Origin of the sequence: Gluconobacter aidae (assembly GCF_009547075.1) — a bacterium.
Classification (GTDB): domain Bacteria; phylum Pseudomonadota; class Alphaproteobacteria; order Acetobacterales; family Acetobacteraceae; genus Gluconobacter; species Gluconobacter aidae.
Map to the genome: position 1 here is coordinate 99,822 of NZ_WIPH01000008.1, position 13,285 is coordinate 113,106.

At 61.7% G+C, this 13,285-nt stretch carries 10 protein-coding genes; 4 read left to right on the plus strand and 6 right to left on the minus strand.

Annotation, left to right across the window (positions count from 1 at the left end; genetic code table 11):
- Position 1: 1 nt before the first annotated feature.
- The 3 genes from mnmE to GFJ39_RS05770 all read right to left on the minus strand — a co-directional run bounded on the left by mnmE (position 2) and on the right by GFJ39_RS05770 (position 5,184).
- Positions 2-1,315: a tRNA uridine-5-carboxymethylaminomethyl(34) synthesis GTPase MnmE gene (gene mnmE, locus GFJ39_RS05760; RefSeq protein ID WP_153430434.1), complete on the minus strand. Its 1,314-nt coding sequence runs from the start codon at positions 1,313-1,315 to the stop codon at positions 2-4.
- 129 nt (positions 1,316-1,444) lie between these two features.
- The gene (locus GFJ39_RS05765) at positions 1,445-2,881 is read right to left on the minus strand and encodes a cytochrome c (RefSeq protein WP_153430435.1); all 1,437 of its coding nucleotides are present in this window, start codon (positions 2,879-2,881) and stop codon (positions 1,445-1,447) included.
- A gap of 29 nt (positions 2,882-2,910) precedes the next feature.
- A complete protein-coding gene (locus tag GFJ39_RS05770) occupies positions 2,911-5,184 on the minus strand; it encodes a PQQ-dependent dehydrogenase, methanol/ethanol family (RefSeq protein WP_153430436.1) in 2,274 nt (757 codons plus the stop codon).
- A gap of 463 nt (positions 5,185-5,647) precedes the next feature.
- Between GFJ39_RS05770 and GFJ39_RS05775 the strand changes: the two genes are divergently transcribed.
- Positions 5,648-6,094 (plus strand): methylated-DNA--[protein]-cysteine S-methyltransferase, encoded by a 447-nt coding sequence (locus tag GFJ39_RS05775; protein ID WP_153430462.1) that lies wholly within the window; start codon positions 5,648-5,650, stop codon positions 6,092-6,094.
- Positions 6,095-6,185: 91 nt separating this feature from the next.
- On the opposite strand, the gene rho is transcribed toward GFJ39_RS05775, so the two are convergent.
- The 3 genes from rho to GFJ39_RS05790 all read right to left on the minus strand — a co-directional run bounded on the left by rho (position 6,186) and on the right by GFJ39_RS05790 (position 9,968).
- Positions 6,186-7,487 (minus strand): transcription termination factor Rho, encoded by a 1,302-nt coding sequence (rho, locus tag GFJ39_RS05780; protein ID WP_153430437.1) that lies wholly within the window; start codon positions 7,485-7,487, stop codon positions 6,186-6,188.
- A 289-nt stretch (positions 7,488-7,776) separates the two neighbouring features.
- Complete coding sequence (locus GFJ39_RS05785) at positions 7,777-9,306, minus strand: GMC family oxidoreductase (RefSeq protein WP_153430463.1); 1,530 nt, start codon at positions 9,304-9,306, stop codon at positions 7,777-7,779.
- A gap of 14 nt (positions 9,307-9,320) precedes the next feature.
- On the minus strand, positions 9,321-9,968 hold the full coding sequence (locus tag GFJ39_RS05790; protein WP_153430438.1) for a gluconate 2-dehydrogenase subunit 3 family protein: 648 nt from the start codon (positions 9,966-9,968) through the stop codon (positions 9,321-9,323).
- A gap of 168 nt (positions 9,969-10,136) precedes the next feature.
- On the opposite strand from GFJ39_RS05790, the gene sucB reads away from it, so the two are divergent.
- The 3 genes from sucB to GFJ39_RS05805 form a co-directional block, all read left to right on the plus strand.
- Positions 10,137-11,222 (plus strand): dihydrolipoyllysine-residue succinyltransferase, encoded by a 1,086-nt coding sequence (gene sucB, locus GFJ39_RS05795; protein ID WP_153430439.1) that lies wholly within the window; start codon positions 10,137-10,139, stop codon positions 11,220-11,222.
- Positions 11,223-11,337: 115 nt separating this feature from the next.
- Positions 11,338-12,348, plus strand: coding sequence for a L,D-transpeptidase (locus GFJ39_RS05800; protein ID WP_153430440.1), 1,011 nt, complete (start codon positions 11,338-11,340; stop codon positions 12,346-12,348).
- A gap of 143 nt (positions 12,349-12,491) precedes the next feature.
- Positions 12,492-13,285 (plus strand): TonB-dependent receptor plug domain-containing protein (locus GFJ39_RS05805; protein ID WP_153430441.1); only part of this gene is annotated, 794 nt, incomplete at its 3' end.

Sequence of the window (13,285 nt, forward strand, 5' to 3'; positions counted from 1 at the left end):
CCTACTTCCCGATACAGAACTGCCCGAAAATTGCATCGAGCAGGGATTCAACATCAACACGTCCCGTCAGACGCCCCAGAGCCAGCATGGACAGGCGGAGTTCTTCGCCCCGAAGCTCCGGCCAGGTTGCGGTTCGCGCGCGTTCCAGATGGGTTGCGGCCTCCTGGATTCCGGCGCGGTGTCTGGCGCGGGTCAGCGGCGGCGCGGCGGAACCGGCCATAAGTTCTGCCACCCGTTCGGACAGGACCTGACGCAGTGCAGAGAGACCTTCGCCGGACTGCGTGCTGATCCCTAACATGCCGGGCGGGGCGGGCGCGATGTCGATTTTCGTCCGGATGGGAATTTCCTCTCCGGAAAGGGATTCGAGACTCTCATCCGGGCCGATCAGATGCAGCACGACGTCGGCCTGTTTCACGTGAAACAGTGCGCGGCGGATGCCTTCGGCTTCGATCTCGTCTTCGGTCTCGCGCAGGCCGGCCGTGTCGATCAGGCGCAGGCGCACGCCGTCCAGAACCCAGTCGAGCGCAATGGCGTCACGTGTGGTGCCTGCGCGATGGGTGACAATGGCGGCGTCTGTTCCGGATAACGCATTGAGAAGACTGGATTTTCCGACGTTTGGTGAGCCTGCGATTACCACGGTCAGGCCTTGGCGCATGAGTTCGCCGCGGTTGTCCTGAAGATGGGCGGACATCTCGATCTGGAGCTTCGAGAGTTCTTCGATCAGGCCGTCTTCCACATCCTGCGGCAGCTCTTCGTCTGGGAAGTCGATCAGGGCTTCCTGATGCGCGAGGACGAGGCGCAGGCGTTGGGCCCAGTCATCATACAGGCGACTCAGGGCACCGTCGGCTTGACGGAGTGCCTGTTTGCGCTGGCTTTCGGTTTCGGCGTCCACGAGGTCGGCAATGGCTTCGGCCTGAAGCAGGTCCAGTCGTCCCTTCTGCACGGCGCGGCGGGTGAATTCGCCCGGTTCGGCAGGGCGGGCGCCCAGATCGGTCAGGGCGTCGGCGACGCGGGCGATGATGGCGGGGCCGGCGTGGAGATGCAGTTCAAAGCCGTCTTCGCCGGTGTAGGAATTGGGGCCGGGGAGCCAGAGGGCGACGGCACGATCGAGCACCTCTCCGTTATGACGCAGGGTGCGCAGGCTGACGCGGCGGGGTTCGGGCAGGCGTCCGTTGCAGAGTGCCTTCAGGATCGCATCGCTGCCTGGGCCGCTGGCACGCATGATCGCGATGGCAGCGCAGGAGGGACCCGTGGCCAGCGCGAAAATGACCTGTGGTGTGTTGTCAGGGGCGTCCGGAAGGGATGAGCGCGTCATGGGTTTCTATGTAGTGCAGGTGGCCCCGCGGTGAAATGCCCTGCGGACAGACATGAAAAGCGCAGGCATGAAAAAAGGCGGATCGTTTCCGATCCGCCCTTTCTCTCAGACTGACAGGGGGGGGGACGCTTACTGTGCGTCGTCCACGCCGGTGTGGGTCTGCGGGGAGAAGGTCCAGCCTTCGCCATAAGGCTGCGGCATGTAAGCCATCCAGCCCTTGCTGGAGACGTTCCAGCCCGCAGTGGAGACCGGTGCACCCGTCGTACGCAGCTTCTGGATATCAGCAGCGGACACGGTGCCTGGTGCGTTGTTGCCCCAGCCCTTGCGCATGAAGTTCACGACATCGGCCATCTGCTGGTCGGAGAGGTGATTCTTGAACCCGGGCATGGCAACAGCGGAAGGCGCGCTGTTGGTCGGGGGAAGGATGCCACCGAAGGCCACGACATTGGCGAGCGACGTCGGATCGTCGGTGATGACGACCGGGTTGCCTGCCAGCGGCGGGAACATGCGGTTGACGCCCGTACCATCGTTCATGTGGCAGATGGCGCAGTTGTGCAGATAGACTTCCGCACCTGCGTTGCCCTGGCCGCCCTTGTTCAGCAGAGCGGTCGTCTGACCGTCATCCTGACCGAGGTTCTTGCCTTCCGGCACGGCTGGCATGCTCTTGAGGTACTTGGCGGTGGCGCGCAGGTCGTCATCGGTCCAGTGCTGCGTGCTGTAGGCCACCACGTCGGCCATGCCACCGAAGACGGCGGAGTGGTCGATACGGCCGCTCTTGAGGAAGGTGACGATGTCATCTTCGGACCAGCGGCCCAGACCCGTGTCGCTGTTGCTGCGCAGGCTCGGGGCGATCCAGTTGTCGATCGGTGCGCCGCCGGCGAGGTAGGCGTTGCCGCCAGCCGTGCCGTAAGCCTTGACCTGCATCCCGAAGCCACGGGGCGTGTGGCATTCGCCGCAATGGCCCGGGCCGTTGACGAGATATTCGCCGCGGGCGACTTCCGGATCACTGATGCTCTTGTCCACGCCCGGCGTCATGCTCGGGACGAACATGGCGCGCCATATGCCCAGCGGCCAGCGCATGGACAGGGGCCAGGAGATGTCCGGTGCCTTGTTCGGACGGGGCACCGGCTTCACGCCATGCATGAAGAAGGCATACATCGCACGGATGTCGTCATCGGACAGACGGGCGAATTCAGGATAGGGCATGGCCGGATAGACCGTTGCGCCATCCTTGCGGATGCCTTTGCGGAGGGCCTTCGTGAAGTCCTCCAGGGTGTAGTTGCCGATACCGTGTTCCGGGTCCGGCGTGATGTTGGTCGAATAGATCGTGCCGATCGGGCTCTTGATCTCCAGACCGCCCGCATAGGGCTGTCCGTGAAGGGCCGTATGGCAGGCGATGCAGTCCGACAGGCGGGCGACATATTCGCCACGCTTGATCAGGGCTTCATCGGCGTCCTGGGCATGGGCGGCGCCGAAAGACACCGCCATGAGGCCGATAGCGGCCGCGAGTTTCCATCCCTGTTTCATCTCAGATACCAGCCTGTCCCGAGTTAATGCGTTCAGCATGTCACGTGCTCCTTATGCAAACCGCTGCCTCAGGGGTGATCCGCGGTCGGAACATCGGCCGTGGACTGCGGGACATTGAGGAACTGATCGTTCGGAACGCCAGTTGAGTTTTCACGTGCCTTGACTTCGTCGTCGTAGGATTCGTTCGCGCGCTTCACGATGAAGTTGCGGATATCCTCGATCTGGTCAGGCGTCATGGACGTGTCGAAACGGTCCATGCCGTAGGCTGTCAGGGCGCCGCGACCAACGAGTTTGTAGAAGCTTTCCTTGCCGCGCGGCGCACCGGACCAGCGCAGGTCAGGCAGAACACCGCCGGAGATGGCGTTGTCGCCATGGCAGGCCGAGCAGAAGGTCTGGTACAGGAAGTAGCCGTTCTTCTGGCGGGCTTCGTCGTAGGTCGGAACCGGCTTGACCGGGGTGAAGCCCAGCTCGTTCTTCGGCGGAAGGTTGTCCTTGCCGTCGAGCGAGAAGGCGATCACGCGGGAGTGGTTGACCGTCCAGCCCGAGGTCCGGGCAACGCCGCCGTACAGGAACGGGTAGATGCCACCCCAGCCCACTTCGACCGCGACATACTGCTTGCCGTTGGCCGTATAGGTCACCGGCGGAGCGATGATCGCGCTCTGTGCGGGGAAGGAATACAGATCGTTGCCGTTCGTGGCGTCATAGGCGTGGAATTCGCCGTTCGCCAGACCCTGGAAGATCACGTTACCGGCCGTGGCGAGAATACCGCCGTTCCACGGACCCTTGTGGTTGATCGTGAAGGCCGGTGCCATTTTCTCCGGATCCCAGGCGAGCGTCCAGCCCTTGAGAACCTTCAGGAAGTCCTTCTTGGCGGCGACGTGTGCCGGATCTTTGTCGTCGAACAAGCCGATCTTGTTCATGTCGAGGCCGAGGTTCCAGGCGTCATGATACGCCTTGAAGCCGCCTTTCTGGCCATCGTACAGGAGCGGGATCTGCTGTGCCGGGATGTAGACCAGCTTCGTCTTCGGGCTGTAGGCCATGGCAGCGAAGTTATGGCCACCCAGTTCGCCCGGAAGGCCGAGCCAGGGCTTGCCCGTCAGCGTCCACAGGGCGTCAGGCACGTAGTTCGGACGACCCGTGACCGGATCGAGGCCCGTGGCCCAGTTCTCGTAGGTGTAGGGCTTGCCGGTGATGAATTTACCGGTCTTCGCATCGATGATGTAGAAGAAGCCGTTCTTCGGGGCATGAACGATCACATGGCGCATCTCGCCGTTGACCGGCATGTCGAGCGTCATGATCTGCTGGACGGAGGTGTAATCCCACTCGTCCATGGGCGTTTCCTGGAAGTGCCAGACATACTTGCCGGTATCAGGATTGATCGCGACGATGCTGCCGAGGAACAGGTTGTCGCCCTTGCCTTCGGAGCGGAACTTGTAGTTCCACGGCGAGCCGTTGCCGACGGCCAGATAGACGAGATCGGTCACCGGGTCATAGACGAGCGAGTCCCAGACGGTACCGCCGCCGCCCTGCTTTTTCCATGCGCCGTTCTTGCCCCAGGTCGGATAGGCCTTGGACATCAGGATGTCGTCGGATGCCGCGCCGTCAGGCTTGTTGTCGGGGTTCGGAACGGTGAAGAAGCGCCAGTCGAGCTTGCCGGTCTCGGCGTCGAAGGCGGAAACGAAGCCGCGGGCACCGAACTCGGCACCGCCGTTGCCGATCAGGACCTTGCCCTTGGCGATACGGGGAGCACCGTCAATCGTGTAGGAGCGCTGATGGCCGAGCTGGGCTTCCTTGGGGATCGTGTAGACGCTCCAGACCAGCTTGCCGGTCTTGGCGTCGAGCGCGATCAGGCGTCCGTCGAACGTGCCGAAATAGACCTTGCCGTTCCAGTAGGCCGCGCCACGGTTAACGGAGTCACAGCAGCCGCGATCGGCGATGTTGCCGGGAACTTTCGGATCGTAGGCCCACAGGAGCTTGCCGGTCGCCGCATCCAGCGCCTTCATCTTGCTCCAGTTGGTCGTGGCGTACATGACGCCATTGACGATCAGGGGAGTGCCTTCCTGGCCGCGGTTCGTGTCCAGATCATAGTGCCAGGCAAGCTTCAGCTTGCCGACGTTGTTCGTATTGATCTGGTCGAGCGGGCTGTAGCGCTGCTCGGAATAGGAACGGCCATAGGACATCCAGTCCCCGGGATGGCCGCCATTGTCGGCGCTTGTGATTGCTGCGCCGGTATCTTCCTGGGCGAAAGCGACGGGCACAGCTGCTGAGAATGCCAGTGCGGCGGCGCAGCTGAGGAGGCGCTTTTTCGTAACCTTGATCGGCGTCAGTAGACCAGAAGTCATGATCCAACTGTCCTTTTTGTAAAGACTGTTTCCGCTGTGATATTCTGGACCTGTGAAGTCTTGAAAGGAACGAAGGACATCTTCCTCCTCTCAAGCCAGCGATCAGTACCAGACATCGGCAGCATGAGAACTTACTGAGCCTATTCTATTGCTTAAGACAAACACGGCTTCTGACGTTTCCGTGAGGGAAGGGACAGGATTGCTCAGAAACGGGGCGTGATGCGGCTCACCGAATAATTACACTGCCGTTCCGGAAATCTTCCGGCTGCTTTTCGAATACAAAAAATGGCAGTTTTCCAACACATTACAGAATATTGCTGCAAAGCCTACAGGAGCGGTACAGTATGTGTTTTCTGCATGTTTCTATGACTCGATATGCGTTTATAGCATGGCTAAAAAGTCTCGTCCTGATGGTGACATCGCCGGATTGACGGTTTTGAGCGGCTCGGGCACCGTGGCGTTCATGCCACAGCTATCCTGCCACTCACCTTTCGGGGCCCTTACCATCAGTGAAGATGAGGGCCAGATCGTCGCTCTGGACTGGGGTTGGGGGCGCGATCAGGAGGAGACTCCACTCCTTCTGAAGGCCCGCGATCTTCTGGAGCGCTATTTTGACGGGGAATCGGTCGATTTCGACACGCTGCCCTATCGCCCCTACGGGACTCCGTACCGGCAGAAGGTCTGGGACGCGCTGCGCCGGATCCCCTATGGGCAGACGCGGACCTATGCGGATATCGCGGCTGAGGTCGGCGGGTCTGCACGGTCGGTCGGGGGGGCGGTTGGGGCGAATCCGATTCCGATCCTGATCCCCTGTCACCGGGTTGTCGGCCGGGCGGGGCTTGGCGGGTATTCGGGGCTCGGTGGCATCGCGGACAAGCATGCCATGCTGCATCTGGAAGGTGTGCTGTAACGGGAGGCTTTTCCCGTCATTCCGGGTGACCGGGCAACAAAAAAGGGGAGCCGAAGCTCCCCTTTTTCATGTCGGCCGTGCTGATCGTGGATCAGTTGTTCATGGCCTCGAAGAAGTCGTGGTTGGACTTGCTGTATTTGAGCTTGTCCAGCAGGAAGTCCATGGCGTCCATCGTGCCCATCGGAGCCAGGATGCGGCGCAGGACCCACATCTTGGACAGTTCGGCACGGTCCACCAGCAGTTCTTCCTTACGCGTGCCCGACTTGGTGATATCGATGGCGGGGAAGGTGCGCTTGTCGGCCAGCTTGCGGTCCAGGATGAGCTCGGCGTTACCGGTCCCCTTGAACTCTTCGAAGATGACTTCGTCCATGCGCGAGCCCGTGTCGATCAGGGCTGTTGCGATGATCGTGAGCGAGCCGCCTTCCTCGATGTTACGCGCGGCGCCGAAGAAGCGCTTGGGGCGTTGCAGGGCGTTGGCGTCCACACCGCCGGTCAGCACCTTGCCCGAGGAGGGGACGACGGTGTTGTAGGCGCGGGCGAGACGGGTGATGGAGTCCAGCAGGATGACCACGTCGCGCTTGTGCTCGACGAGGCGCTTGGCCTTTTCCAGCACCATTTCCGTTACCTGGACGTGGCGGGTTGCCGGTTCGTCGAAGGTGGAGGAGACGACTTCGCCGCGGACCGAGCGGGCCATGTCCGTCACTTCTTCCGGGCGTTCGTCGATCAGCAGAACGATCAGGAACACTTCGGGGTGGTTGGCGGAGATCGACGCTGCGATGCTCTGGAGCATCACGGTCTTGCCGGTGCGGGGCGGGGCGACGATCAGGGCGCGCTGGCCCATGCCGATCGGCGTCACGAGATCGATCACGCGCGGGGTGTAGTCGCGCTGGTCTTTCTTGCCCTTGCCGCGCGGGGAGGTTTCCGTGACGGCGGCTTCGGACTGTTCGACTTCCATCTTCAGGCGACGCTCGGGGTAGAGCGGCGTGAGGTTGTCGAAGTTGATGCGCGTCCGGACGGTTTCCGGGGCCTCGAAATTGATGGTGTTGACCTTCAGCAGCGCGAAATAGCGCTCGCCGTCGCGCGGGGCGCGGATCTGGCCTTCAACCGTGTCGCCCGGGCGCAGGCCGAAGCGGCGGACCTGCGTGGGGGAAATGTAGATGTCGTCAGGGCCGGGAAGGTAGTTGGCTTCCGGGCTGCGCAGGAAACCGAAGCCGTCCGGCAGGATTTCGAGCGTTCCTTCGCCGTAGATCGCCTGATCGCGTTCGGCAAGGGTCTTGAGGATGGCGAACATGATGTCCTGCTTGCGCATGGACGAGACGTTCTCGATCTCCAGTTCCTCTGCATAAGCCAGCAGATCGGCGGGAGATTTCTTCTTGAGTTCGGCGAGATGCATGAAAGACGCGCCTTGATGTGCCGGTAGTGGCAGACCTGATAGGGGAGGATGCGCGACCACACAGAAGACAGGGCGACTGGGCGGGGGCTTCTTGTGTCAGGCGGGGATCCGTAAAGATTTCGCAGGACAGTGAAGCGGGCGTCATCCGGATGGAAAGGGAGACCGGGTGACAGGACGTCACCGGAAAGTCGTCCTTCGATTACCGGAGCGCGCGAGCCGGTGTCAAGGCTGGTGCGCGTGCTCCGGAACACTTTGATCCATGTCAGTTTCGGGGGGCGGTTTTTCAGAGTCAGGTTTTGAGCATGGCGTCCGCCGTACGCAGGGACAGAGCCATGATGGCCAGTGCGGGGTTGGCGGCGGCGGCGCTGGGGAAGATCGAATGATCGGAGATCCACAGATTGTCGATATCGAAACTGCGGCCGACCGGATTGACGACATTGCTGCCTGCGTCCGTGCCCATGCGGCAGGTGCCGATCATGTGGGCGGCGCGGTCGATGACGCGGATGTCCTTTGCGCCCACGGCCTCCCACATCTGCGTCAGCAGGCGGGCAGCGTGGTGGTGCATGGCCCATTCGTTGGGGCCGTAGGAGTGCTCGATCAGGGGTTTGGGGATACCGAATGCGTCCTTCTCATTCGAGAGGGTCACGCGGTTTTCTGGGCGGGGTAGACATTCACCATTAATGCCCATGCCGGCGGAGCGGTTGTATCCGGCAAGCGCGCGGGCGAAGGCCGGGCCGCGTGTCGTGGTGCCGCGGGCGAGGTTCTGGCCCCAGGTTGCGGGCATCATGCCCAGCGACTGCACAAGGTAGCCGCCGACGAAATCCGCGTCTTTGGGGCGCATCATGTCTTCGGTGATGGTCAGGGACGGGTAGCCGCGATTGGGGCGGATGTCCTCGTCGAACTCGCCCCAGACCTGGGTGGAGACATGGGTCATGTAGTTCTGGCCGACCTGACCGGAGCTGTTGGCGAGGCCGTTGGTCAGGAGCAGGCGCGGGGTTTCGACGGCACCGGCGGCTAGGACGAGGATCGTGCATTTCTGGCGGTGTTCGAGGCCATCCTGGCGATAGACCACGCCGGACACGCGGCCGGAGCTGTCGCGTTCGATCGTGTGGGCGAAGCAGCCGGGGCGGAGTTCAGCGCCATAGGCGACGGCCATGGGGAGCCAGGTGTTGACCGTGCCTGACTTGGCTCCGTTGCGGCAGCCCTGATGGCAGGCGCCACAGTTCGCGCAGGCATGGCGGGTGCCGAAATGCGGCTGTTCGATATCGCGGGTGATGAGGGCGGCGGGGCCGTCTGCGTGGCGCAGGCCGAGCGCGTCACAGGCTTCGCGCATCTTGAGGGCGGCGGAATTGGCGGGCGGGGGCGGATAGGCGTAGCGGCGGTCCGGGTCCCACGGGTAATGGGCGGGGCCGGAAACTCCGATGAAGGATTCCACGCGCTCGATATAGGGGAGCAGTTCGTCCAGACCGAAGGGCCAGTCCACGCCTTTGCCGGTTTCGGTGTGCAGGTGGAAGTCGCGGGCGTCCATGCGGGGCATGAAGGCGCCATAATGCAGCAGGGAGCCGCCGAGGCCGGTGCCGCTGTTATTGCCGCCGAACGCCTGTGGGTTTGTGCCGGCGGAGAGGCGTTCGTGCAGCCAGTAGAGTTCGCGGGCGGCTACTTCATCGGGGGTGTGGCTCATGGCGGAGAAGGCGGGCCCGGCTTCCAGCACAACGACGCTTTTGCCATTGCGGGCGAGTTCCGCGGCGAGGGGGGCCCCACCGGCGCCGCTGCCGATAATGACGACATCGGCGATGTCCGTTTCGGCGAATGTCTTCATGAGGGTACTGCTGCTCATTCGCTGGAGTCTGCCATCTGGAGAAGGGGGGCGGTGGCTTTGGGTTCGAAGTCTTCGCGGCTGTCAGGGCCGACATTCGTGAAGCCCTGGAAGACGGTGTCGCCGCCGGTGAGGCTGGAGGAAATACCGAGTGCCTGCTGGATGCGCGGGTCGCTCATGATGCAGTCCACGATCTCGCCACGCAGGTCTCCGCTCCAGCGTTTCATCTGGGATGCCGTGAGGCGGCCTGCACGGTCGAGGCCAATCTGTCCGTCCATGACGGCATCGAGCAGCGCGCCGCGCAGATCCGGGGTCAGATGGATGAAGCGGAGTCCGTGCTGGTCGGCTGCGACGTCGTCGAGGGTCAGGAGGGCGGATTCCCAGGCTTCGGCATCGGGCGGGAGGTCCGCGAAACGCCAGCCGTCGCGGGGGCCGGAGAGCGCGGCGTCGATCCGGGCCGTCATGGCGATGTCGGTACTGGCAGGCAGGATTTCGTCCAGCGGGAGCAGGACGGGCAGGAGCGCATCAAGGACGGCATAGGCCTGAAACGAGAGTGTCTGCGGCTGTGTGGCCGATACGGAAAGCCGCGCTGTCAGGATCTCGCGGGTGCGGGCGGAAAGATGGTCGGAGTCCAGAATCTCAGGACGGTCGGGCGGGTGGGACATTGCGGCCTCCTGCGTTTTGGTTTCAAAGTCCGGCGACGGGGATGGTTCCGCCTCCCGCTGGGGACGAAGATGCGGTATCCTGCATCCTTGACCTTGGTCCGGACAGGATGCCGGATACCGCACAGACATTTCCCCGCTTCGCGGCGGGACGCAAGACAGGGAAGCAGCATGACGGTCGAAATCAGGGTTCCGGCGCTTGGAGAAAGCCTGACGACTGCGACTGTCGCGCGGTGGCTCAAACACTCCGGCGACTATGTGCAGCATGACGAGACCATCGTGGAACTGGAGACGGACAAGGTCAGCGTTGAAGTGACCGCGCCGTCCGCCGGGCGTCTGGAAGACTGTGTGGCGGTGGGGACGGAAGTGGAGATCGGCGGTCTGCTCGGGTCTGTCGATGAGACGGCGGAGGCGCCTGCTGCGGCTGAACCAACTCCTGTGCCTGCTGCTCCGACTCCCGAACCTGCCGTGTCATCTGCGCGCGTCACGCCTCCTGCTCCTGAAGCGCCGAAGCCTGTCTCCGTTGCCCCGGCCGCCAAGCTGTCTTCGCATGAAGCGCGGGAACGTCGGGTTCCCATGAGCCGCCTGCGTCAGACGATCGCGCGGAATCTGAAGGCGGCGCAGAACACGGCGGCCATTCTCACGACGTTCAACGAGATCGACATGTCCGCCGCCAAGGCGCTGCGGGCACAATATAAGGAAGAGTTCGAGAAGAAGCATGACGGGGCCCGGCTGGGCTTCATGTCCTTCTTCGCGCGGGCAGTCGTCGGGGCGCTGAAGGATTATCCGGCGATCAATGCGCAGATCGAAGGTGATGAGATCGTTTATCGTGATTTCGTCAATCTGGGCATTGCGGTGGGGACGGAGCGCGGACTTGTGGTGCCGGTGCTGCATGATGCCGATCAGATGAGCTTTGCCGAGCTGGAGCGTCGGATCGCCGATTATGGCAAACGGGCGCGGACGGGCGGGCTGAAACTGGAAGAGCTGTCGCACGGGACGTTCTCCATCACGAATGGCGGGATTTTCGGGTCTCTGCTGTCCACACCGATCCTGAACACGCCGCAGTCGGGCATTCTGGGGATGCATGCCATTCAGGAGCGCCCGGTCGTGCGGGAGGGACAGATCGTGATCCGGCCAATGATGTATGTGGCGCTGTCTTACGATCACCGGATCGTGGACGGGCGGGAGGCGGTGAGCTTCCTCGTCCGGATCAAGCAGCTTGTGGAAGATCCGAGGCGTCTGCTTCTGGATCTGTGATGCCTTTTGCGTGGCTGGGGCGTTGAAAAGCGTACCAGTCATGCCGAACGCCGGACAGGAAACTGTTCCCTCGCGTTCTGTCTGTTGTTCTGAACCCGGGGATGGTTTTCTGAAGATGCGTGATGTTTCCAGACTGACGCGGTTTGTGGCCCTGCTATCTGCGTCCACGGCGATGGTTATGGGGTTTGCGCCGCTGGTGGCCTGTGCGCGGCCGGACAGTGCGGGGCCTGAACTGTCGACACAGCAGCCCGATACGACGCCATCGCTTGGCGCTTCAGTACCCCCGCCTGCCAGCAATCCGCCGACGGATACGCCGCCGCAGCCTGATCTTGCGCCGCCGCCGATCGATATTCCGGATCTGCCGGTTGTGTCGGATGAGGTGGCGCGGCAGGAGGCGTCCCGGCTGGCGGTGCTGATGAAGCACAATGTCAAAGGGTTCAGCACGTACACGCCGGAGCGTCGCAAGGCGTTCCTGACGCTTGCGAAGGATGCGGTGACGCAGGCTGATATGCCGGTTTCGCGGCCGCAGCTTGTCATGGTCGTGGATCGTAACGAGAAGATCCAGCATCTGGATTATGTTCTGGCGTTGCCGGATGCCCCTTGGGAATCTCTTGGAGGGACGCCGGTTTCGACCGGGACGACGGGGCGCAAATATTACTATATCACACCGACTGGTGTATTTCAGAACACGGCGGATCGTCTGGGGTATCGGGCGGAAGGCACGAAGAACAAGTACGGAATCCGCGGGATCGGCGCCAAGGGATCGCGTGTGTGGGACATGGGATGGCAGACGGCGATGAAGGGCTGGCTGCCGCGCCATGAAACCGGACAGATCCGGCTGGAGATCCATGCGACGGACCCGCAGTTTCTGGAATGGCGACTGGGACATCCGGCTTCGGAAGGATGTATCCGTATTCCGGGGACCATGAATAAATTCATGGACCATTACGGGCTGATCGACGCGCTGTATGAGCAGGCTGCGAGTTATGATCCGCGTTTTCAGGCGCTGCTTCCCAAAGACCGGCAGCCGACGCGGATTGCCGGGGATCTGGTCGTGGTGATCGATTCAGGACCGTTGACAGAGCCGAAGATCGACCCGATTGCGGATAAAAGACCGTTACCGTAAGTATAGAATAAGAAATATTTCAAAATAAGTATGAAGATTTGAAGTAAAGCATATGAATATTTTATTTCAGGAACGGTAAAGCGGTTTTCCTGACCTGAAGCCTTCCGTATGGAGTGCGCGCCAATCACTGGAGCCCACTCCCCATGACGTTCAAGATGCGTAACCATATTCTGCTTTCCGGATGCTTTGCCGGCGCTCTGTTTCTGGGGGGCGGCGCGCAGGCTCATGTTCTTGATTCAAAACAGAAAAAGCATGTAGAGCATAAAACCAGAAAAGAAAAAGATGCGACACCGGGAGTGGAAAACCTTACCGTTCTTGGTCATGCCGCGCGGATTGCGCCTGCGACGGTCCCGCTGGATATTACGGAGCCGACATCAAAAATCCAGTCCGGCTTTCTGAGTAACAACATTATTCCGCTTGCCAGCATCGACGATATCATCCGGTTCCAGCCGAGCGTTTATTCGCAAAATCCTAACGGTCCCGGAATGGGTAAGGCCGAGGCGATGAGCCTTCGTGGCTTTCAGGACGGCCAGTACAACATGACGTTCGATGGTATTCCGTTCGGGGATGCCAGCGATCTGCATCACACGACATCGTCCCTGTTCATCTCGCACTTTCTGGGAGAAGCGCAGATTGATCGCGGTCCCGGAACGGGGTCCACGATCGGAAATGCCACGTTCGGTGGAACGATGGGGTTCATGTCCAAGACGCCTTCGGCCAAAAGAGGGGTGTCGCTCTACGGGACTTATGGCAGTTTCAACACGCGCGCCGGTGGCATCGAATTCGACAGCGGCAAGACGCGTTTTGGTCGTGCGTTTCTCGACATGCAGCATGAAGAGACGAACGGATATCTGACCAATTCGGCCGAGCGCCGGAGCAATCTGATGTTCAAGGATGTGATTGATCAGAGGTGGTCCCGGTTTTTCGGACAGGGGGT